Raw genomic sequence first — 20577 nt, forward strand, 5'->3', positions numbered from 1 at the left:
CTCTCTGCCCCCCGAGGGGGCGCTGCGCCTGCGGCCCGGCTAAGCCGGTTCCGCGGCCCCTGCTGGAGCAGAGCCTCCCCGCTTTCCTTGGGCGGCCCGGCGGAACACTGAGCCATAAAAAAAGCCGCTGAGACGGCGGCTTTTTTGTACTTATTCTGCGTTCAGCGGAATTTGCTTTGCGGAACGACCTTGAGCTCACCGTCAACCGACGACAGGTAGTTGGCCAACAGCTTGAGTTCTGCATTGGTGTACTGCTTGGCCATGCCGGCCATGATGGCGTTGCCGCGACCCACTTTCGGGTTGTTTTCAACCTTGTAGGACTTCAGGGCCGCAAACAGGTAGTCGGCATGCTGGCCGCCAATTTTCGGGTAGCTCGGATCGATTGGTTTGCTGAAATCTGCGCCATGGCAAGAGGCGCAATTGGTCTTGCCCAGCAGGGCCGTGACTTCGGGGCTCGGAACCTTGACTGTTTTGGTAGCGGCTGCCGCCCCTTCGGTCGCGCCGTGGCCGCTGTAGTAAGCCGCCAGATCAGCCATGTCCTGATCGCTCAGCGTCTCGGCAATGGCGCGCATGGAAGGATGCTTGCGATCGCCTTTTTTGTAGGCATTGAGCGCAGACACGATGTATTTGGCGCTCTGGCCGGAAATCATCGGGACTCTGTAAACCTCGGGGAAGCTGGCCTGGTAGCCCTTGATGCCATGGCAGCCGATGCACATGGCATTCTTGGTTTCGCCGACTTTGGGATCGCCCTTGACGTCCTGGGCCTGGGCCGACACCGTCACGAATGAGACAGCTACAGCGAATATCGTGGTTAACAGCTTATTCATTTTGCGCGCACAATCAGGTGAGAATTCATCGTATAAAACAACCTTGGATTATATCTGGGCCTGCCCGGGCAAGGCCTTGACGCTTCGCCAGCACCGCAGACTTGCACCCACCCGCTCAAAATTCGACCATGAACATGAAATTCCAAGGCTCGCAAAACTACGTCGCCACCCAGGACCTGATGCTGGCCGTCAATGCATCCGCCACCCTCGCAAAACCGCTGCTCGTCAAAGGCGAGCCCGGCACCGGTAAAACCATGCTGGCCGAGGAAGTGGCCCAGGCGCTGAACCTGCCCCTGCTGCAATGGCACATCAAGTCCACCACCAAGGCACAACAGGGCTTGTACGAATACGATGCGGTCTCGCGCCTGCGCGACTCGCAGTTGGGCGACCTGGATGGTGGCGCGCGGGTCAAGGACATCCATAACTACATCGTCAAGGGCGTGCTGTGGCAGGCCTTTACATCGGATCAGCCGGTTGCGCTGCTGATCGATGAAATTGACAAGGCCGACATCGAATTTCCCAACGACTTGCTGCGCGAGATCGACCGCATGGAGTTCTATGTGTACGAAACACGTGAGCTGATCAAGGCCAAACACCGCCCGCTGGTTTTCATCACCTCCAACAACGAAAAGGAACTGCCCGACGCCTTTTTGCGCCGCTGCTTTTTCCACTACATCAAGTTCCCGGATGCCGACACGATGAAACAAATCGTCGACGTGCACTTCCCCGACCTCAAGAAGGAACTGCTGGCCGCCGCCATGAAGACCTTTTATGAGGTGCGCAACCTGCCCGGCCTGAAAAAGAAACCGTCGACCAGCGAGCTGCTGGACTGGCTCAAGCTGCTGCTGGCTGAAGACATCCCCCTCGAAGCCCTGCAAAGCAAGGACGACAAAGTGGCTGTGCCGCCACTGGTCGGAGCGCTGCTCAAAAACGAACAGGACGTCACCCTGTTTGAAAAGCTGGTGTTCATGCAGCGCCACAACCGCTGAAACCGGAGCCCCGCGTCATGCGTCAAAAATCGCTGCTGCTGGAAGGCCTGTCGGACGGCATCGGGTTTCTGGGCGGTGCGCTGCTCGGTTACTGGATCGGGCGCCTGCTGGGTCTGGACATTTTTGCCGAAGGCTACGGCAACAGCGCCATCGGCGGCATTGTGCTGGTCGGCCTCGGTGGGGGGCTGGGCCTGCAGCTGGCACGGCGCTGGCGCGCCCGGCGGAGTCAAGCATCCAAGGAGGACTGATCATGGCTTTTGTTGAACCTGTCACCCTGCAAGGCCACGGCCTGCGACTGGTACCGCTGGAACTGGCGCACGAAGCCGGCCTGCGTGCCGCTGCCGCAGACGGCGAATTGTGGAAGTTGCGCGTGACCTCCGTGCCCGAGCCGGCGCTGACCCGCGCCTACATTGAAACCGCCCTGGCTGCGCGGCAGGCGGAAAAGTGCTTTGCCTTTGCCGTGACCGACGCCCAAAGTGGCGAGGTGCTGGGCAGCACCAGTTACCACGACATCCTGCCGGCCGTGAAGCGGCTGGAGATTGGCTACACCTGGTACGCCCAGCGCTGCCAGCGCACGCATGTCAATACCAGTTGCAAGCTGCTCATGATGACGCACGCCTTTGAGACCCTGGGCTGCCACGTGGTGGGTTGGCGCACCGATAATTTCAACTACGCATCGCAGCGCGCCATCGAACGATTGGGTGCAAAAAAAGACGGCGTCATTCGCGGGCATGCCTTGCGACGCGACGGCACCATACGCGATACCGTGATGTACAGCATGCGCTCCGGTGAATGGCCGGAGGCCAAAGCCCAGCTGCTTTACCTGCTCGGCAGACATCCCCTGATGGAGGCGCCATGCTGATCGACTTCTTCTACACCCTGCGCTCGGCCAAGCTGCCGGTCTCGGTCAAGGAGTACCTGATGCTGCTCGAAGCGCTGGAAGCCGGCGTGGTCGGGCCCAACAGCGAGAAGCTGCCGGGCGAACCCGGCGAAGGCGCCTACAAGATTGACGACTTCTACTACCTCAGCCGCACCGTGCTGGTGAAAGACGAAAAGCATTACGACAAGTTTGACCGGGCGTTTGCCGCCTACTTCAAGGGCGTGGAGATGGTGGCCGATTTCACCAAGGACATTCCGCTGGAATGGCTGCGCAAGAACCTGGAGCTCGAACTCAGCCCCGAAGACAAGGCCAAGATCGAGAAGATGGGCTGGGACGAACTGATGGAAACGCTTAAAAAGCGTTTTGAAGAGCAGAAGGAGCGCCACGAAGGTGGCAGCAAATGGATAGGCACCGGCGGCACCTCGCCGTTCGGCGCCAACGGCTTCAACCCGCAAGGCATACGCATCGGCCAGGAAAAAAGCCGCAATAAAAGCGCCGTGAAAGTGTGGGACCAGCGCGCCTACAAGGATTACGACGACACGCAGGAGCTGGGCACCCGCAACATCAAGGTGGCCCTGCGCCGCCTGCGCAAGTTTGCACGCCAGGGCAGCGAGGAAGAGCTCGACCTCGACGACACCATCCGCTCCACCGCCGCCAACGCCGGCTACCTCGACATCAAGATGGTGCCCGAACGCCACAACAACGTGAAGGTGCTGCTGCTGATGGATGTGGGCGGCACCATGGACGAGCATATTGCGCGCGTGGAAGAGCTGTTTTCAGCCGTCAAGACCGAGTTCAAGCACCTGGAGTTTTACTACTTCCACAACTGCGTCTACGACTTCATGTGGAAGAACAACCGCCGCCGCTTTTCCGAAAAATTTGCCACCTGGGACATCATCCGCAAGTACAACAAAGACTACAAACTCATCTTTGTCGGCGACGCGACCATGAGCCCCTACGAGATTTTGCAGCCCGGCGGCAGCGTGGAGTACAACAACGAGGAAGCCGGCGCCGAATGGATGCAGCGCCTGACCAACGCCTTTCCCAAGTTCGCGTGGATCAACCCCGAGCCGCAAGGCGTGTGGCAATACCGCCAGAGCATCAGCGTGATCCAGCAGCTGGTCAACCAGCGCATGTACCCACTGACCATCAAGGGGCTTGAAGAAGCCATGCGCCTGCTGAGCAAATAGCACCCCCGCCAGACCGGCCCCTGCAGCCAGCGCATACAATTCCTGTTCTTCGCAAGAAGTGCCAAAAAGTGCCGCCATAGTTCAATGGATAGAACGAGTGCCTCCTAAGCGCTAGATACAGGTTCGATTCCTGTTGGTGGTACCAAGTCAAACTCCAGCGCAAGCCAACGAGATCCAAAATCGATCTCTTCCCCTCTGGAGGCTGCATTTTTACGTGCCATTGAGAAGCCGAAGCAAGCCCAATCCGTTCCAATGCAATACGAGGGCATCCCGAGGGGCACCAGGCAGCGCTTTGAGGACATATAGCCCAGATGCGCTCATGTGCCCCATGGCGCCAATTTGGTCCGAGGCCAAGTAGCCACGTCAACCCGATATCAATGGACGTTACGTAGTCCTTTTTGAAAAGGACGGGGTCACCCCAAACCGTCGTATGTCCCGATCAGTTGCACCAGCGTTGTCTGCGGCGGCTCTGTGCAACGTTCTTTGATGTTGGCGACAAAGTTGCGGAACGCGTCCAGCGAGCGGGTTGGGCTGCGGGCCATCGCCCCGCGATGACGCAACATGAAGAAAGCCCGGGCCGTCTTGCAGCCTGAATACTTGGTAGCGCAGGCCTGCGGGCCGCTCGCGTTCGAGCTGGACGAATACCTGGCGGATCAACTCCTCGTTCTGCGAAGCCGCCTCGGGCTTGACCTGGTAGCGCACGACCACCGTTTTCATGACTTTGCCCCGCGGACGTTGGCGTTCGACGCGGCGGCGCGTTGCCCACGCCCCTTCAACCGTAAGCCCACGGCGGCGCCAGCCAGCGAGAGTGCCGCACAAACCCCCAACACCGTGGCAAAGCCGGCGCTGAACTGCTGCGCGCTGCTGTAGCCACCAACTCGCGTGAACACCGCCACCACCAGCGCCACACCAATCACGCCGCCCAATTGGCGTAGGGTGTTGAAAAGCCCCGCCGCCTTGCCCATGTCACTCGGCACCACCTCGGCCAGCACGGCGCTCTGCACCGCCGGCATGGCCATCGAAATGCCCGCACCGGCAATCATGAGCGGCACCACCCATAGCGCATAGGGCGCGTCGGCACGCACCAGCACGGCGAGCCACGCCATCCCCCCGGCCTGAATACCGAGGCCTGAGACCACCAGCGCGCGCTCGCCGATGCGCGTGATCATCGCACCCGCCACCGGCGCGACCAGGAACAGCGTGGCCGTCCACGGCAGCATGCTCGCGCCCGCCGACAGGGGTGACAGGCCCCGGGTCACCTGGAAGAACTGCGCCATGAAGAACAGCGTGCCGAAAAGCGACGCCGTCAACAGCAAGCTGACGGTAAGCCCCGCCGCGAGCACCGGCGAGCGAAACAGGCGCGGCGGAATCATGGCGTCCCAGGCATTCACGCGTTGCGACGCCACGAATGCAGCGCCCAACACAGCGCCCGCTCCCAACGAAGTCAGGACCCCGGCGCTGCCCCAGCCGGCGCGATTGCCATGGACCAGCCCCCAAACCAGCCCCAACAGTGATGCGGACATCAGCCCTGCGCCCCGCAAGTCCAGCGGCGCCGACAGAGTCTTGCCTTCGGGCACTTTCAGCAGCATCAGCCATGCCACTGCCAGCGCCACCGGCAGGTTGATCCAGAAAATCCACTGCCATGCCAGCCCTTGTACGATGGCCCCGCCGAACAATGGCCCCGACAGCACCGCCAGCCCGGTGATGCCGCTGAAAATACCCAAGGCCCTGGCCCGTTGCGGCGGCGCAAATGCAGCGCCCAGCAACGCCATCGCAATGGGCATCACAAGCGCCGCGCCCATGCCTTGCACCGCCCGCCCGGCGATCAGCCAGGCGGTGCTGGGAGCCGCGGCGCAGGCTGCCGAAGCCAGCGCGAACAGCAACAACCCAAGCACATACATACGCCGCCGCCCGAATCGGTCGCCCAGCGCTGCTCCGGTCATCAACAGCGCCGCAAAGCTGAGACTATAGGCATTGACCGTCCATTCCAGCGCCGCTACCGAGGCCGACAGCTCGTGCCGCAACGTATCCAGCGCAGTCGTCACGACCATCGCGTCCAGCACCGCCATGAACGAGCCGGCCGCGGCCAGGCCCAGCACCCACCGCTGGGAGGGCGTGAATCCCGGGAACTGCTTATCGCCTTGCATAGGTATCTTCCTTTTTGGTTGTGGCGGCAGGCCGAACGCCACCGCTTCCACTGCCAAAGACGAGGCGACTGCCACAAACGATGCGGAAATATTTTTTCTGGCGAACCGCATCCTTTTGCGCCTGCCGATCGTCTCGTTTGTAACGCGACCTTTTGACAGCACGAAAGCGCCACGCCGATCACAATGCCTTTTTCAGGACGCACACCATGGACCGCATGAACCTTTCCGCGCTCACCCTTCCCGATCCCGACTTTCCGCAGCTCATGGGCCAGCTGCGCGCCCGCTTGCACCGCTACTGCGCGCGCATGACGGGGTCGATGCTGGACGGTGAGGACGTGGTGCAGGAAACCTTGATCAAGGCCAACGAGAGCTACGATGCCCGCACAGTGCAGAACGTGGAGGGCTGGTTGTTTCGTATAGCGCACAACACGGCGATGGACTTTCTGCGCCGGCGCAAACGGGAACAAGGGGTGTTTGTGGAGGAAGACGTTGAGGCAATGGCCGACACACTGACCGACGCCGATCGGCGGCACGTTGCCACAGCGGCATTGCGCACTTTCATGCGCCTGCCCCTGGCGCAGCGCAGCACGGTGATCCTGGCGGATGTCCTGGGCTACGCCCTGGACGAGGCGGCCGAAGTGATGGGCACGACCGTGCCAGCCGTCAAGGCGGCGTTGCATCGTGGCAGGGCGCGCCTGCGCGAGTTGTCGCACCAGCCGGCAGACGCGGCTCCGGCGCCCATCCTGTCGGCCAGCGACCAGGCTTTGCTGACCGCCTACGCCGAGCGCTTCAACGCCCGCGACTTCGACGGCCTGCGCGAAATGCTCGCTCAGCACGTTCGCCTGGACCTGGTGGCGCGTCGCAAGCCGATGCAGGCCCGCGGCGGCGAATATTTCACCAACTATGCCAAGACGCGGGGTTTACGCATGACACCCATGAGCCTGGAAGGCCGCCCTGCCTTGTGGGTGAACACCGAAGCCGATGAAGGAGCGGGTGCGGCAGCCTATGTGGTTGTGCTGGACTGGAGAGACGGCAAGGTTGCGGCGATCAGGGACTTCCGGTATGCACGGTATGCAATGGAGCCGCTGTCGGGCGCGACGGCGCCTCAATGGCCCTAGCGCGGCGTTGTGTCGCGCCGTTGCTCGAAGCGCGTCTGGCACGCGATGCAGCGTGACGCGCTCGGCTGCGCCTTCAGACGCTCGAAGGGAATGGGCTGGCCGCAGTCGATGCAGCTGCCATAGCTGCCGTCGGCCACGCGCTCTTGCGCCAGCTGGATGGCGTGCAGTTCTTCCTGGTCGCGCTGCAGGTCGACGTGTTCGAGCCCGTGGCGGAAATGCTCTTCCGCGTCTTCGCCCGGGTCCTGCACCTCGCGCGCGGTCGCGGGCGGGCGCTCGGCGGCCGCCTCTTTGGCCGTGCGCACTTCGACCTGCAGCTGGGCTTCGCGCTCGGCGAGGGCGCGGCGTAGCAGGTCGAGCTGTTCGTTTCTCAGGGTCGTCATGGTCGGGCGCAGCAATCGTCGTGCCTGTCAGGTGGCTCCAGCGCTGCCGGTGATATAGCCCAAGCATACAGGCGCGCGCGAAAGACGTATACCGGCGAAGCAAAAATTCCATGCCCCGTTTTGGTGCGCTTTCCAAGCGCTGTTGAGTTTCGCTGACCGCCATCGTCTTCTCGCCTCCATGGAGTCACCGGCCCCGCGGCCAGGCGTACACTGCTCCTTCCTGCCGGCACCGAGCGCCACTGTGGGCCCGTGGACTTACTCGCATGCAAGCCTCTCGGGTTGGTGACACGTGCCGGGAAGGGGAATCGACATATTCCACGCCACCATCTCTGGAGGTCGCCACCATGTCAACCCGTCGCCACGTCATGCCCATCGAACCCCTCAGCGCGGGAGCGTTTCGCCGCTACGGCGATGTCATTGAGACCAGTGATTCGGCCGAGCAGTTCACGGTCAACCAGGGCGGCGCGACGCGCTACCACGATCTGGCCAAGGTGGACGTGGCCGCCGAGCACGGCCATCCGGTCATCAGCATTTTCCGCGCGCAGCCATGCAGCTTGCCCCTGCGCCTGCGGCTGCTCGAGCGCCACCCGATCAGCAGCCAAGCATTCATTCCGATGGGAAACCAGCCCTATCTGGTGGTCGTGGCCGCGGCCGACGCACCGTTGCACGCACAGTACATTCGCTGCTTTCGGGCGTCGCCTGGCCAAGGCATCAATTTCGCGCGCGGGACATGGCATCACCCGGTGCTGCCCTTGCACTCGGTCTGCGATTTTCTCGTGATCGACCGGGGCGGGCCGGCGAAGCTCCCCAATTGCGAGGAACACGCGCTGGATGAATTGGAGTTGTGGATCGAGGCTTGAGCGGACGCATCTAGATATCGAAGCGAATGCCCTGGGCCAACGGCAAGCTCGAGCCGTAGTTGACCGTGTTGGTGGCGCGGCGCATATAGGCTTTCCACGCATCCGAGCCCGACTCCCGGCCACCGCCAGTTTCCTTTTCGCCGCCGAACGCACCGCCGATCTCCGCGCCGCTGGTGCCGATGTTGACATTGGCAATGCCGCAGTCAGATCCGCGCGCCGAGGTGAACCGCTCGGCCTCGCGCAGGTCCTGGGTAAAGACGGCCGAAGTCAGGCCGTGGGCCACCGCATTGTTGATGGCGATGGCGTCGTCGAACTGGTCGTAGGGCACCACGTACAGAATGGGCGCGAAGGTCTCGCGCAGCATGGGGCCCGTCTGCTCGGCCAGTTCCACGATGGCGGGCCGCACATAGTGGCCTGAGCCTGTGCCTTCCTCGCGCGCGCCGAAGTGAACCTTGGCCCCCAAGGCCTGCGCACTGGCCAGCGCCGTTTGCATGGCCTCGAAGGCGCGCCCATCGATCAGCGGGCCGACCAGCGTGCCTTCGGTGAGTGGATTGCCTACAGCCAGGCGCGCGAACACCGCCACCAGCCGTTCCACCAGCGCCGGATAGATGGAGCGGTGCACGATCAGCCGGCGCAGGCTGGTGCAGCGCTGCCCCGCGGTGCCGGCCGCGGCAAAGGCCACGCCGCGCACCACCAGTTCCAGGTCGGCCGAGGGGCAGACGATGGCGGCGTTGTTGCCCCCCAGTTCGAGCAGCGAGCGCTTGAACTGCGCGGCGCAGGCCAGGCCGACGTTCTTGCCCATGGCGGTGGAGCCGGTCGCGCTGACCAGCTTGACCTGCGGATGGTTGACCAGCGCTTCACCCACGGAGCGCTCGCCGATCAGCAGCTCGCTCAGGCCTTCGGTGTCCAGCCCCAGTTCCTTGGCCGCGCGTAGCAGCAGGCCATGGAGTGCGACGGCCGACAGCGGCGTCTTCTCGGACGGTTTCCAGGCCAGCGTGTTGCCGCAGACCAGTGCCAGCGCGGCGTTCCAGGCAAACACCGCCATCGGGAAATTGAAGGCCGAGATGATGCCGACCACGCCGAGAGGGTGCCAGGTCTCCAGCAGCTTGTGCTCAGGCCGCTCGCTGGCGATGGTCAGGCCGTAGAGCTGGCGCGACAGGCCGACCGCAAATTCACAGATGTCTATCACTTCCTGCACTTCGCCCAGGCCTTCCTGCAGGATCTTGCCGGTTTCCAGCGTGATCAGTCGCCCGAGTTCCGGCTTGTGGCGCCGCACGGTTTCGCCGAACGCGCGCACCAGTTCGCCGCGCTTGGGGGCGGGGACGTCGCGCCAGCTTAAAAATCGCCGGTGCGCCCGGTCCAGCGCTGCGTCAAGCCCGGACGGGCTGGTGACCGCGATGCGCGCGATCCGGCTGCCGTCAATGGGGGTATGAACATCGATAGCCGCGGGCACCTTGCTGTCGGTGTCGGCGTTGATGCCCAGTGCTTGGAGAATGGACGAAACGTCGTTGGCATGACTCATGATGAAATCCTTTCGTTGGGATCGTGAAATGGATTGTTGGCGGGATAAAGAGCAGTTTATGCCTGCAGGCTGCGCAATCCTCGGCCCAAGCGCAGCGCGCCCTCCCGGAGATCTTCCACAGAGGGATTGGCGAAACTCAGCCGCAGCCGGGCTTGCGCCGTGTTGTGCAGACTGAATGCCGCGCCCGGCACGGCCAGCACGCGGTGCTTCAGTCCGAAGTCCATCCAGGCCTGCGTTGACATGAGCGGAAGTTCGCTGCCGAGTTGGGCCCAGACGAACATGCCGCCCCGGGGTTCGCTGAATTCGATCAGCCCATCGCAATGGCTGTGCAGCGCACCGGCCAGCGCGCTGGCTTTCAAGGCGTAGGCCTGGCGCAGCAGGCCCAGGTGGGCAGCAAGGCGGCCCGAGGCAAGCATGGCCGTCAGGGTCAGTTGTTCCAGTGAGCCGCTGTGTACATCGGCGGCCTGCTTGGCCAGCATAATGGCGCGGGCGATGTCGGGCGGTGCGAGCAGCACGCCCAGTCGCAGGGCCGGGGCCACCACCTTGGAGTAACTCGTCATGTAGGCGACCTGCGCCGGCGATCCGGCCTGCTGGTTGAGCTGCGCCAGCGAGGGCGGTGGCGGCTCGCCAAACCAGAGCTCGCCATAAGGGTCGTCTTCGACCAGCGTGACGCCGTGCCGCATGGCAAGTTCCAGCAGCCGCAGGCGCCGCGCCAGCGGCATCACCGCGCCGGTGGGGTTGGCAAAGTTGGGCACAACATAAAGGACCTTGGGACGGGCGGCTGTCAGCACGGTTTCCAGCCGGTCCACATCCATCCCCTGGGCGTCGGCAGGCACTTCCACCAGCTGGGCACCCGCAAAGCGAAAGGCCTGCAGGGCAGCGGGGTAGTTGAAGGGCTCGACGGCGATGCCGGCGCCGGGCTCCAGCAGGACGCGCGCCAGCAGGTCTATGGCCTGCTGCGAGCCGGTGGTGATCAACACTTCTTCCGCCTGGGCCTGCAGGCCGCGCTGTCGCAGCAGTTCCGCGCTGGCTGCACGCAGAGCGGGCAGGCCTTCGGTCGCACCGTATTGCAGGCTGCGCCCCTGCACGCCGGAGGCCACCTCCAGCAGGCATTCGCGCAGCCAGTCGGCCGGCAACAGCGCGGGGTCGGGGTGGCCGCCTGCCAGTGAAATCATGCCGGGCTGTCCGGCCAGCGCCAGCATGGCACGAATCGGCGAACCGTTGGCCTGTGCGTAGAGCGGGCGGACCGGCGTGTGGTTCATGGGTGAACCTCCACGCTATGCGCTCCGGTATTCGCCTTGGGAGCGGCCCGGCGGTTCATGCCCTGGCCGCCGTCATGCCGAAAATGCCGGTGGCATTGCCGGCGTCAAAGGCCAGGTCCAGGCGGCCGCCTTGCGCCGGGTCATTGGCGGCAGGGCTTGCATGCAGCTCGGCGCGGGTGATGAATTCATAGAACGAACCCGGCACCGCGCGCGTGACCTGGCCGGCGGGTGTGAGGAATTCGCGCTGCACGGCGGCGGCGCGAAACGCCGTCTGGCGCACGCGGCCGCTGGCCGAGACTTCGACCTTGTCCTTGATGGGGCGGCCCAGTTCGCGCTGGCGCCGGGCCACCGCATCCACATCGCCGACGCGGTCGGTCGCGTGGTTGAAGGCGTTGCCTTCGGTGGCGATCCAGGCCATTTCGGCGGACTCGGCCAGCAGCAATTCATAGTCGTCCAGCGCAAACACGCCATGCTGGCGGTCAAAGCACCGGAGCATCACCGGCAGCAGCCGCAGCGCCTGTTGCAGCGGCAGCTTGCCGTCGCGCGCCAGCTGCTCCAGGTCTGCCACATCTTGCGGGCCCAGCGGGTCGCACGAGGTGGACAACACCCGCGTAACGGCTGCCTGGAAGGGCACCGTGAACTGTTCGGGATGCAGTTCGGACACGAAGAACTGAGCGATCTCCTGCGGGAAATCCTGGTGGCACCAGGCGCGACCGGTCATCTTCAGGCGCGGCAAGGGGTAGGTGTCTTGCAGCTGAAAACCCAGCGGGCGCAGCAGCCGCGTGAAGGCCGCCTCGCCCGGAGGCAGAGCGCCGCTGGGCCAGCGCACGGTGCGCAGCGCGCCGTGGTCAAAGACGACCTGGCGCTGTTGTCCGGCCACATCGCTGGCCATGTACTCTTGCGCCGCCGGCACCCGCTGTACCAACCCGTGGAACAGGGCCATGTTCAGGGCCTGGGCCAGTTCGGCGCGCGTCACCGTGCCGGAGACACCGGACATGTCGGACTGCAGGGCGGGGTGGACGTACATCTGCTCATGGATGTGCTGCACGGCTTCGGGCGGCAGGCAGCTTGCAAGCAGGGTCTGGAGATTGGTCATTGTGGGGGTAAATTCAACGGTAGAAGCCGGATTCTCGGGAAATCACAGCCGCTGCGCAAAGGATGTATTTCGATGCAGGCATGAGATATATTCATGCGATGCGCCGAAAAATCCCCTCCACCCAGGCCCTGCTGGCTTTCGAAGCGGCGGCGCACCGCGGCAGTTTTACGCTCGCGGGGCAAGATCTGTCGGTGAGCCAGAGTGCAGTCAGCCATCAGATCCTGGGGCTGGAGCAGGACCTTGATGTGAGCCTCTTTTTGCGCCTGCCGCGCCAGCTGGTGCTGACCGATGCCGGGCGCTCGCTGCTGTCGCGTGTCAGCCCGGCGCTCGATGCGCTGGAGGCCGCGATGCTGGACCTGGCGTCTTCCAAGGGCGAAGGCGGCACGCTGGAGCTCGGCGTGGTGCCCACCTTCGCCACCAAGTGGCTGATTCCCCGCATGCCCACCTTCCTCAAGGCGCACCCGCATGTGACGCTGAACCTGTCGACCCGGCTGCTGCCCTTTGATTTTTCACTAACCGGCCTTGACGCGGCCATCCACTACGGCCGGCCCGACTGGCCGGGCACCGAGTCCGAGTACCTGATGGGTGAGGAAAGCGTGGTGGTGTGCAGCCCCGCCTTGATGAAAAAGCGCCAGCTGCGGCGACCGGCCGACGTGCTGAAGTTCACGCTGATCCATCAGAGCACGCGCCCGCACGCCTGGCGCGACTGGCTGCAGCTGGCCGGCATTGACGACGCGCAGGGCGCCAGCATCGGCCCGAAGTACGAGCTGTTTTCGATGATCGCCCAGGCCGTCAAGGCCGGGCTGGGTGTGGCCGTGCTGCCGCGCTTTTTGGTGGCCGACGAGGTTGCCGACGGCACCCTGGCGGTGCCGTTTGACCTGTCATTGAGTTCCGACTTTGCCTACTACCTGGTGTGGCCCACGCAAAAGGCCAGCTGGCGGCCCTTGCTGCAGTTGCGCGAATGGCTGCGCGAACAGGCGGCGCCTTCGGCGTCCTCGGCGTCCTCGGTGTAAAGGGCTCAGGCGCTGTCTGTAGGCGCCAGGCTTTGCGCCGGGCGGCGCAGCGTGCTGTCAAAAGGGTTGAGCTGTGCGCCAATGGCCGTGGCCTCGCGCTTGAGCAGTTCCACCACCGTCGGCAGGCGGTCGGGGCTGAGCCGCGACGAGATCGTGCCGACGCTCAGTGCCGCCACGGCGCGGCCTTCACGGTCCAGCACCGGCACACCCACACCGGCCATGCCGTCGAGCAAGCCGGTGTTGCGCCCGGCATAGCCCGTCTGGCGCACCCGCTCGATTTCCGTGCGCAGGTAGACCTCGTCATACACGCCGTACTCGCGCATGCGCGGCAGGTTGTAGCGGATCACCTCTTCCCGTTCGGACTCCGGCAAAAAGGCCAGGATGGCCAGGCTGCCCTGGCCCATGCCCAGCGCCACCCGGCCGCCGATGTCGCCGGTGAAGGAGCGGATCGGGAAGGGGCCTTCGCTGCGGTCCAGGCACACCGCGTCGAAGCCGCTGCGCACCAGCAAAAAGATGGTGTCGCCCAGGCTGGCGCACAGCCGCAGCATGGACGGCCGGCACAGCGCGCGCAAGTCCATCGAGTTGCCGGCCTGCGCGGCCAGCGCAAAGAAATCAATGCTCAAGCGGTACAGCTTGGACTGTCCGTCCTGCTCCACGATGTGCTCGGCCACCAGGCTCTGCAGCAGGCGATGGGTGGTGGCCTGCGTCAGCCCGGTGGCCTTGGCAATGTGCGTGATGCGCCCGCCCTTGGCCTGGGTGGCGGCCAGGGCCCGCAGGATGGCAAAAGCGCGTTGCACGCTGCTCGAGGCACTGTCGTCCTCTTTGAGGTTCTCTTTCATGGCATCTCTTTCATCGGAATGAACTTCATCCATATCTTATAGAAATTCCGTTAAATGGAATAAATTAAATAAATATCTCTATATGCGGAATAACCTATTGACGATTTTTTATGAGATGCCCTAGCATGAATGTCATCAAGGTGTCTCAAAACAATCTTGATGCGGCCTTCAGGCAGCCGGTTGCGGCGCTGATGTCCCTGCGGATTTCCCCCTGTGCATGCCTTCCTTGTCTGTGTGTTTGTGCCTTGTTTGTGAGGTGTTCCTGATGTCTTTTCTGACCCTGGCGGATGTGAACAAGTCCTATGGCGCCACGCACGCCGTGATCGACATGAACCTGTCGGTGGAGAAGGGCGAATTTGTCTCGCTGCTCGGGCCTTCGGGCTGCGGCAAGACCACGACGCTGCAAATGATTGCCGGTTTTGCCGATGTCACCGCCGGCCGCATCACGCTCGACTGCCGTGACATCACCCACGCCAAACCGAACACGCGCGGCCTGGGCATCGTGTTCCAGAGCTATGCGCTGTTCCCCCACATGAGCGTGCACGACAACGTGAGCTTTGGCCTGGAGATGCGGCGTATGCCCAAAAGCGAGCGCACCGAACGCGTCAAGGCCGCGCTGGCGCTGGTGCACCTGGAGGCGCACGCCACGCGCTACCCGCGCGAACTGTCCGGCGGCCAGCGCCAGCGGGTGGCCCTGGCCCGCGCATTGGTCATCGAGCCGCCGGTGCTGCTGCTCGACGAGCCGCTCTCTAACCTCGACGCCAAGCTGCGCGAGGAAATGCAGTTCGAGCTGCGGCAGATCCAGCGCAAGGTGGGCACCACCACCGTGATGGTCACGCACGACCAGACCGAGGCCATGTCCATCAGCGACCGCGTGGTGGTGATGGAGGCCGGCCGCGTCACGCAAATCGACCAGCCGCACCGCCTGTACGAACACCCGCAAACACGTTTCATCTCCAGCTTTGTCGGCAAGGCCAACCTGCTGGAAGGCCGCGTCATCGCCACTGGCGCCTGGGCCACGGTGGACCTGGGCACGGCGTCGCTGGAGGTCAATGCGCCCGGGGCTGCCGCGGGCGACGCCGTGGTGCTCAGCCTGCGGCCCGAAAAAATCCGCCTCGTGCCCGAGACCCAGGGCCGCCTCGCGGGCACCGTGTGCGAGCGCTTCTTCCTGGGCAGCCAGTGGCTCTACCAGGTGGACACCGCCGCCGGTGAGCTGGTGGTGGTTTGCCCCAACGACGGCGAAGTGCCCGCCGAAGAAGGCCAGCGCGTCGGCCTCGACTGGCCGGCCGGCCAGGTGCGCCTGTTGCCCGGCACGCTGCATTTGCCGCGCGAGCCGCAGCGTGTGCTGGAGGTAGTGGCATGAACGCGGCGACCCGTTTTCATTCCCTCTCCCCCTGGGAGAGGGTTAGGGTGAGGGTGTTCGCGCAGGCCGCTGGCCTTATAGCCGCCCAGGCCCTCACCCCTGCCCTCTCCCGGAGGGAGAGGGAGCAACACGGGGGCAAGCAGTGAACGCAACAACCATGGTGGGAGCTGCACCGAATGTTTCGCGACCCTCGGCGGCCCGCGCGCCGTGGTTGCTGTCGGCGCCGGCCTTTGTGCTGTTTGCCTGCCTGCTGCTGGTGCCCCTGGCGCTCACGGCCGTGCTGTCCTTCCAGGTGTTCGACCATGCCACCGGCGTCAAGAACAGCTTCACGCTGGCGCATTACGCCGCCGTGCTGACAGACGACTACTACCACCGCATTTTCTGGCGCACCTTCTGGGTCTCGGCGCTCACCACGCTGATCTGCGTGCTCGTCGGCGCGCCCGAGGCCTATGTGCTCAGCCGCATGCGCAACCCGTGGCGCTCTGTGCTGCTGCTGGTGGTGCTGGCGCCGCTGCTGGTGTCGGTGGTGGTGCGCGCTTTTGGCTGGAGCATGCTGCTCGGGCCCGAGGGCGTGGTGAACCAGGCCGTGCGCGCCATGGGCCTGCCGCCCATGCGCATCCTCTACACCGAAGCCGCCGTGGTCATTGCGCTGGTGCACGTGATGCTGCCCTTCATGGTGATCCCGGTCTGGACCTCGCTGCAAAAGCTCGACCCCGGCGTGGAAGACGCCGCGCTGTCGCTCAAGGCCTCGCATTTCACCACCGTGCGCCGCATTATTTTTCCGCAGGTGCTGCCCGGCGTTCTCTCGGGCAGCCTGATCGTCTTCGGCCTGAGCGCCAGCGCCTTTGCCATTCCCGGCCTGCTGGGCGGGCGGCGCCTGAAGATGGTGGCCACCGTGGTGTACGACGAGTACCTGCACGAGCTCAACTGGCCGCTGGGCGCGGCCATTGCACTCACGCTGCTGCTGGCCAACCTGGTGCTGATGCTCAGCTACAACCGGGTACTCGAGCGCTCCTACAAAAAATCAATGGGTTAAGCGGGGTCTGCACCATGTCAAAAAACGGTCCCATCGCACTCATCTTCAACGCCCTCGTCATCGCCTTCATGATGGCGCCGCTCGTCATCGTTTGCGTGGTGGCCTTTACGCCCGAGAACACGCTGACCATTCCTACCACGCATTTTTCGCTGCGCTGGTTCAAGGCGGTGTTTGCCCATGCCGACTTTGTGCAGTCCTTCAAGAACAGCCTGTGGCTGGCCTTCCTGTCGGCCACGCTGGCCACGGTGCTGGCCGTGCCGGCGGGGCTGGCCATTGCGCGCCACAGCTTTCCGGGGCGTGACTTCCTCAACGGCCTGTTTCTCTCGCCGCTGATCATTCCGCACCTGGTGCTGGGCGTGGCGCTGCTGCGCACCTTTTCGCTGATTGGCGCCACCGGCAGCTTCTTCTGGCTGGCGCTGGCCCACGTGGTCGTCATCACGCCCTATGCGCTGCGGCTGGTGCTGGCGTCGGTGGAGGGCGGCGACCGCAGCGCGGAGCAGGCCGCCCTGTCGCTGGGCGCCAGCCAGGCGACGGTGTTCCGGCGCATCACGCTGCCGATGATTTTGCCCGGCGTGACGGGCGGCTGGCTGCTCGCCTTCATCAACAGCTTTGACGAAGTGACCATGTCGATCTTTGTCACCGCGCCGTCCACCGTGACGCTGCCGGTGCGCATGTACATGTATGCCACCGAGTCGATTGACCCGCTGATGGCGGCGGTCTCCGCGCTCATGGTGGCGCTGACGGCCGTCGCCATGCTGGTGCTGGACCGCGTGTACGGCCTCGACAAGATTCTGGTGGGGCACAAATGACCCTGCCTACTGAAACTGAAACACCCCGTTCCCCAGGAAACACCGTGGCGCTTCTTCAACGCGTGGCCGAAACCGGCCGTACCCCGGTGGGCTTTGTGCTCAACGGCCAGGCGCGGGTCGCCCTGGCCGGCGACACCGTGCTGACCGCGGTGCTCACCCACACGGCGCAGTTGCGCCACAGCGAATTCAGCGGCGAGCCGCGTGCCGGCTTTTGCATGATGGGCGCCTGCCAGGACTGCTGGATCACCACCGAGTCGGGCCAGCGGCTGCGCGCCTGCGGCACGTTCATTGAAGAGGGCATGCGCCTGGTGACCGGCGAGGAAGGGCACGAATGACCAAAGCCCTGCATCCCGTCATTGTGGGAGCCGGCCCGGCCGGTGTGCGCGCGGCGCAAACGCTGGTCGCGCACGGCGTGCGGCCTGTGGTCATTGACGAAGCCCCGCGCTGGGGCGGGCAGATTTACCGCCAGCCGCCGCCCGGCTTCACCCGCTCCAAACGCACGCTGTACGGCTTTGAAGCCGGCCGTGCCGAGGCGCTGCACAGCGCCATGGCCAACATCCTGGACCGCGTCGACTACCGGCCCGAGACGCTGGTCTGGAGCGCCGAAGGCGGCCGGCTTGATTTACTCTGCCGCGGCCGCATGGGCACGCTGCCCTATGGCCAGCTGATCGTGGCCACCGGTGCAACCGACCGCGTGTTGCCGTTTCCGGGCTGGACATTGCCCGGCGTCTACACCCTGGGCGCCGCGCAGGTGGCGCTGAAGTACCAGGGCTGCGCCATCGGTTCGCGCGTGGTCATCGCCGGCACCGGGCCCCTGCTGTATCTGGTGGCCTACCAGTATGCGAAAGCAGGCGCCAGGGTGCTTGCCGTGCTGGACACCGCCAGTTTCAAAGACAAGGCGCTGGCGGCGTCGGCCATGCTGCGCCAGCCCGCCGTGTTTGCCAAGGGCGTGTATTACCTGGGCTGGTTGCGCGCGCACGGCGTGCCGGTGCACCAGGGCGTGCGGCTGGTGCGTGCCACGGGCGAGGCGCAGGTCACGGCCATGCGCTGGCGCGCTGGCGCTGCCGAGCACGAAGTGGCCTGCGATGCCGTGGCCTTTGGTTATGCGCTGCGCTCCGAAACCCAGCTGGCCGATTTGCTGGGCTGCCGCTTCAGCTACAACGCCCTGCAGCGCGCCGCGCTGCCCGAACGCGATGGGGCCGGGCGCTCCAGCGTGCCGGGCGTGTACCTCGCGGGCGATGGAGCCGGCATCATGGGCGCCGACGCGGCCGAGTGGGCGGGCGAGCGTGCGGCCCTGGCGCTGCTGGCCGATGCCGGCAAGGCTGTGGACGCCGTGGATGCCGCGCGAGCCTCTGAACTCGAAGCGAAGCTGGCGCGCACGGCGGCCTTTCGCGTCGGGCTGGAGCGCGCCTTTCCCTTCCCGCAGGACTGGGCCGCCAGCGCACCGGACGAACTGGTGATTTGCCGCTGCGAAGAAATCACCGCGGGCGAATTGCGCCAATGCGTCCACGACACCGGCGCGCGCGAAATGAACCGCCTCAAGGCGCTGACGCGCGTCGGCATGGGGCGCTGCCAGGGCCGCACCTGCGGCGTGGCGGCGGCGGAAATCCTGGCGCACGCCTGCGCCGCCGCACCCGATGCGGTGGGCCGGCTGCGCGGCCAGGCGCCCATCAAGCCGCTGCCCTTTGCGGCCATGGCCCGGGTGAACGGAGAGGCCGCATGATGGAACGCATCTCTGCCGACGTCGCCATCATTGGCGGCGGCATCATGGGCTCGTCGGCCGCGCTGTTCCTGCGGCGCATGGGCCTGTCGGTGGTCTTGCTGGAGCGCGACCTCTGCGGCTCCCGCTCCAGCGGCGTGAACTATGGCGGCGTGCGGCGCCAGGGGCGGCCAGCCAGCCAGCTGCCGCTGTCGCAACGCGCGCAGGGCCTGTGGGCGCAGTTGCCGCAACTCATCGGCATCGACGGCGAATACCTGCGCTCCGGCCACCTCAAGATTGCACGCAGCGAAGCCGACCTGGCCGCGCTGGAAAGCTACCGCGAGCGCACGCAGGGCTTCGGCATGGACCTGCAAATCCTGTCGGCGCGGGCCTTGCGCGAGCGCTGCCCCTGGCTGGGCCGGGCGGCCGTGGGCGCGTCGCTGTGCCCGGACGACGGGCAGGCCAACCCGCGCCTGGTGTCGCCGGCCTTTGCGCTGGCCGCACGGCGGCTGGGCGCGGATGTGCGCGAGCAGACACGCATCGACGAAGCGGCGCACGACGGCACGGCGTTTGTGCTGCGCTCGGGCAATGCGCTGGAAGTGCGCGCCAGGCATTTGCTCAATTGCGCGGGCGCCTGGGCCGGCACCATCGCGGCGCAGTTTGGCGACGCGGTGCCCATGGAGTCGGGCCACCCCGAGATGGCGGTGACCGAACCCCTGCCGGTGTTCCTCAACTTCAGCCTGGGCGTGGAAGGCGGCGGTGTCTATGCGCGGCAGGTGGCGCGCGGCAATTGCGTCATTGGCGGCGGCCGGGGCTATGCGCTGGACGACCAGCGCGCCCGCGCCCAGCGAAGCGGCCTGGCCGTCCTGATGCAACAGACCATTGATTTGCTGCCGGCCTTGCGCAACGCCCACATCATCCGCACCTGGAGCGGCACCGAAGGCTACCTGCCCGACCGCCAGCCGGTGCTGGGCCCCAGCGCCACCACACCCGGCCTGATTCATGCATTCGGTTTTGCCGGTGGCGGCTTCCAGCTGGGCCCCGCAGTCGGCGCCGTGCTGGCCGACCTGGTGCGTGACGGCCAGACCGCCACGCCGATTGAGGCATTTTCTATTTCGCGCTTTTCCGAAAGCCCGCGTGTGGCAACCACCGGGCCTGTTCCTTCCGCCGTTGTCTAACCCCTCGATGTTTAACCTTGTTTCCAGGAGAACCCCATGAAGCTGCCCTCACGTTTCCCGTCCGCCCGCGCCACCGCGGTGTCCCTGGCCGTTGCGGCCGCCAGCCTGTCTGCCGGCCTGGCCATGGCGCAAACCAAAACGCTGTACATCGGCATGAACGGCGGCACGATGGAGAAAACCTACACCGGCCATGTGTTCGGCGCTTTCGAGAAAGCCAACAACGTCAAGGTCGTGGTGGTGCCCGGCACCTCGTCAGACATCCTGGCCAAGGCGCAAGCCAATAAAGACAACCCGCAGATGCACGTGATGTTCCTCGACGACGGCATCATGTACCGCGCCATCGGCATGGGCCTGTGCGAGAAGATGCAG

Annotated in this window: 20 protein-coding genes, 1 tRNA gene and 1 pseudogene; 15 read left to right on the forward strand and 7 right to left on the reverse strand. The window is 65.0% G+C overall.

The genetic code is table 11. The features are described from left to right. Positions 1-161 precede the first annotated feature (161 nt). Positions 162-827 carry a c-type cytochrome gene (locus V6M61_RS11425; protein WP_332776700.1) on the reverse strand — a complete coding sequence of 222 codons (666 nt, stop codon included), beginning with the start codon at positions 825-827 and terminating at the stop codon, positions 162-164. 134 nt (positions 828-961) lie between these two features. Between V6M61_RS11425 and V6M61_RS11430 the strand changes: the two genes are divergently transcribed. The 5 genes from V6M61_RS11430 to V6M61_RS11450 all read left to right on the forward strand — a co-directional run bounded on the left by V6M61_RS11430 (position 962) and on the right by V6M61_RS11450 (position 4031). Continuing rightward, the gene (locus tag V6M61_RS11430; RefSeq protein WP_332776716.1) at positions 962-1816 is read left to right on the forward strand and encodes an AAA family ATPase; all 855 of its coding nucleotides are present in this window, start codon (positions 962-964) and stop codon (positions 1814-1816) included. 17 nt (positions 1817-1833) lie between these two features. After that, positions 1834-2064 carry a hypothetical protein gene (locus V6M61_RS11435; RefSeq protein ID WP_332776701.1) on the forward strand — a complete coding sequence of 77 codons (231 nt, stop codon included), beginning with the start codon at positions 1834-1836 and terminating at the stop codon, positions 2062-2064. A gap of 2 nt (positions 2065-2066) precedes the next feature. Beyond that, positions 2067-2678 (forward strand): GNAT family N-acetyltransferase, encoded by a 612-nt coding sequence (locus V6M61_RS11440; protein ID WP_332776702.1) that lies wholly within the window; start codon positions 2067-2069, stop codon positions 2676-2678. Beyond that, a complete protein-coding gene (locus V6M61_RS11445) occupies positions 2672-3886 on the forward strand; it encodes a vWA domain-containing protein (protein ID WP_332776703.1) in 1215 nt (404 codons plus the stop codon). The genes V6M61_RS11440 and V6M61_RS11445 overlap by 7 nt, the downstream gene beginning before the upstream one ends. A gap of 70 nt (positions 3887-3956) precedes the next feature. Beyond that, positions 3957-4031 (forward strand) — tRNA-Arg (locus V6M61_RS11450). 568 nt (positions 4032-4599) lie between these two features. On the opposite strand, the gene V6M61_RS11455 is transcribed toward V6M61_RS11450, so the two are convergent. After that, positions 4600-6033: an MFS transporter gene (locus tag V6M61_RS11455; protein WP_332776704.1), complete on the reverse strand. Its 1434-nt coding sequence runs from the start codon at positions 6031-6033 to the stop codon at positions 4600-4602. Between the two features lie 206 nt (positions 6034-6239). Between V6M61_RS11455 and V6M61_RS11460 the strand changes: the two genes are divergently transcribed. Then, positions 6240-7151 carry a sigma-70 family RNA polymerase sigma factor gene (locus tag V6M61_RS11460; protein WP_332776705.1) on the forward strand — a complete coding sequence of 304 codons (912 nt, stop codon included), beginning with the start codon at positions 6240-6242 and terminating at the stop codon, positions 7149-7151. Here V6M61_RS11460 and V6M61_RS11465 read toward each other — a convergent pair. Further along, on the reverse strand, positions 7148-7531 hold the full coding sequence (locus V6M61_RS11465; protein ID WP_332776706.1) for a TraR/DksA family transcriptional regulator: 384 nt from the start codon (positions 7529-7531) through the stop codon (positions 7148-7150). The two genes, V6M61_RS11460 and V6M61_RS11465, sit on opposite strands and share 4 nt — an antisense overlap. A 344-nt stretch (positions 7532-7875) precedes the next feature. Here V6M61_RS11465 and V6M61_RS11470 point away from each other — a divergent pair, with 344 nt between their 5' ends. Continuing rightward, on the forward strand, positions 7876-8391 hold the full coding sequence (locus tag V6M61_RS11470) for an ureidoglycolate lyase (RefSeq protein ID WP_332776707.1): 516 nt from the start codon (positions 7876-7878) through the stop codon (positions 8389-8391). Positions 8392-8401: 10 nt separating this feature from the next. Here V6M61_RS11470 and amaB read toward each other — a convergent pair whose 3' ends face one another. Genes amaB through V6M61_RS11485 form a run of 3 tightly spaced genes read right to left on the reverse strand, consistent with a single transcriptional unit; the run spans position 8402 to position 12271 of the window. Further along, the gene (gene amaB / locus V6M61_RS11475) at positions 8402-9913 is read right to left on the reverse strand and encodes an L-piperidine-6-carboxylate dehydrogenase (RefSeq protein WP_332776708.1); all 1512 of its coding nucleotides are present in this window, start codon (positions 9911-9913) and stop codon (positions 8402-8404) included. Between the two features lie 56 nt (positions 9914-9969). Further along, positions 9970-11175, reverse strand: coding sequence for an aminotransferase-like domain-containing protein (locus V6M61_RS11480; RefSeq protein WP_332776709.1), 1206 nt, complete (start codon positions 11173-11175; stop codon positions 9970-9972). A 55-nt stretch (positions 11176-11230) separates the two neighbouring features. Continuing rightward, a complete protein-coding gene (locus V6M61_RS11485) occupies positions 11231-12271 on the reverse strand; it encodes a DUF1338 domain-containing protein (protein ID WP_442957767.1) in 1041 nt (346 codons plus the stop codon). 98 nt (positions 12272-12369) lie between these two features. On the opposite strand from V6M61_RS11485, the gene V6M61_RS11490 reads away from it, so the two are divergent. Continuing rightward, positions 12370-13284 (forward strand): LysR family transcriptional regulator, encoded by a 915-nt coding sequence (locus tag V6M61_RS11490; protein WP_332776710.1) that lies wholly within the window; start codon positions 12370-12372, stop codon positions 13282-13284. 5 nt (positions 13285-13289) lie between these two features. Here V6M61_RS11490 and V6M61_RS11495 read toward each other — a convergent pair whose 3' ends face one another. After that, positions 13290-14123, reverse strand: a complete 834-nt coding sequence (locus V6M61_RS11495) for an IclR family transcriptional regulator (protein WP_332776711.1) — start codon at positions 14121-14123, stop codon at positions 13290-13292. 265 nt (positions 14124-14388) lie between these two features. On the opposite strand from V6M61_RS11495, the gene V6M61_RS11500 reads away from it, so the two are divergent. The 7 genes and pseudogenes from V6M61_RS11500 to V6M61_RS11530 all read left to right on the forward strand — a co-directional run. Next, complete coding sequence (locus V6M61_RS11500) at positions 14389-15486, forward strand: ABC transporter ATP-binding protein (protein WP_332776712.1); 1098 nt, start codon at positions 14389-14391, stop codon at positions 15484-15486. A 157-nt stretch (positions 15487-15643) separates the two neighbouring features. Next, a complete protein-coding gene (locus V6M61_RS11505; protein ID WP_011484830.1) occupies positions 15644-16522 on the forward strand; it encodes an ABC transporter permease in 879 nt (292 codons plus the stop codon). Positions 16523-16536: 14 nt separating this feature from the next. Continuing rightward, a complete protein-coding gene (locus V6M61_RS11510) occupies positions 16537-17331 on the forward strand; it encodes an ABC transporter permease (protein ID WP_011484829.1) in 795 nt (264 codons plus the stop codon). Next, entirely contained in the window at positions 17328-17666 is a 339-nt protein-coding gene (locus tag V6M61_RS11515; RefSeq protein ID WP_332776713.1) for a (2Fe-2S)-binding protein, read from the forward strand. The genes V6M61_RS11510 and V6M61_RS11515 overlap by 4 nt, the downstream gene beginning before the upstream one ends. Continuing rightward, a complete protein-coding gene (locus V6M61_RS11520; RefSeq protein ID WP_332776714.1) occupies positions 17663-19054 on the forward strand; it encodes an FAD/NAD(P)-dependent oxidoreductase in 1392 nt (463 codons plus the stop codon). Before V6M61_RS11515 ends, V6M61_RS11520 begins: the two co-directional genes overlap by 4 nt. Continuing rightward, positions 19051-20208, forward strand: coding sequence for an NAD(P)/FAD-dependent oxidoreductase (locus V6M61_RS11525; protein ID WP_332776715.1), 1158 nt, complete (start codon positions 19051-19053; stop codon positions 20206-20208). The genes V6M61_RS11520 and V6M61_RS11525 overlap by 4 nt, the downstream gene beginning before the upstream one ends. A gap of 36 nt (positions 20209-20244) precedes the next feature. Beyond that, positions 20245-20577: pseudogene (locus V6M61_RS11530) on the forward strand (ABC transporter substrate-binding protein); the annotation flags it as partial.

The organism is Polaromonas sp., from assembly GCF_036676035.1.
GTDB lineage: Bacteria > Pseudomonadota > Gammaproteobacteria > Burkholderiales > Burkholderiaceae_C > Polaromonas.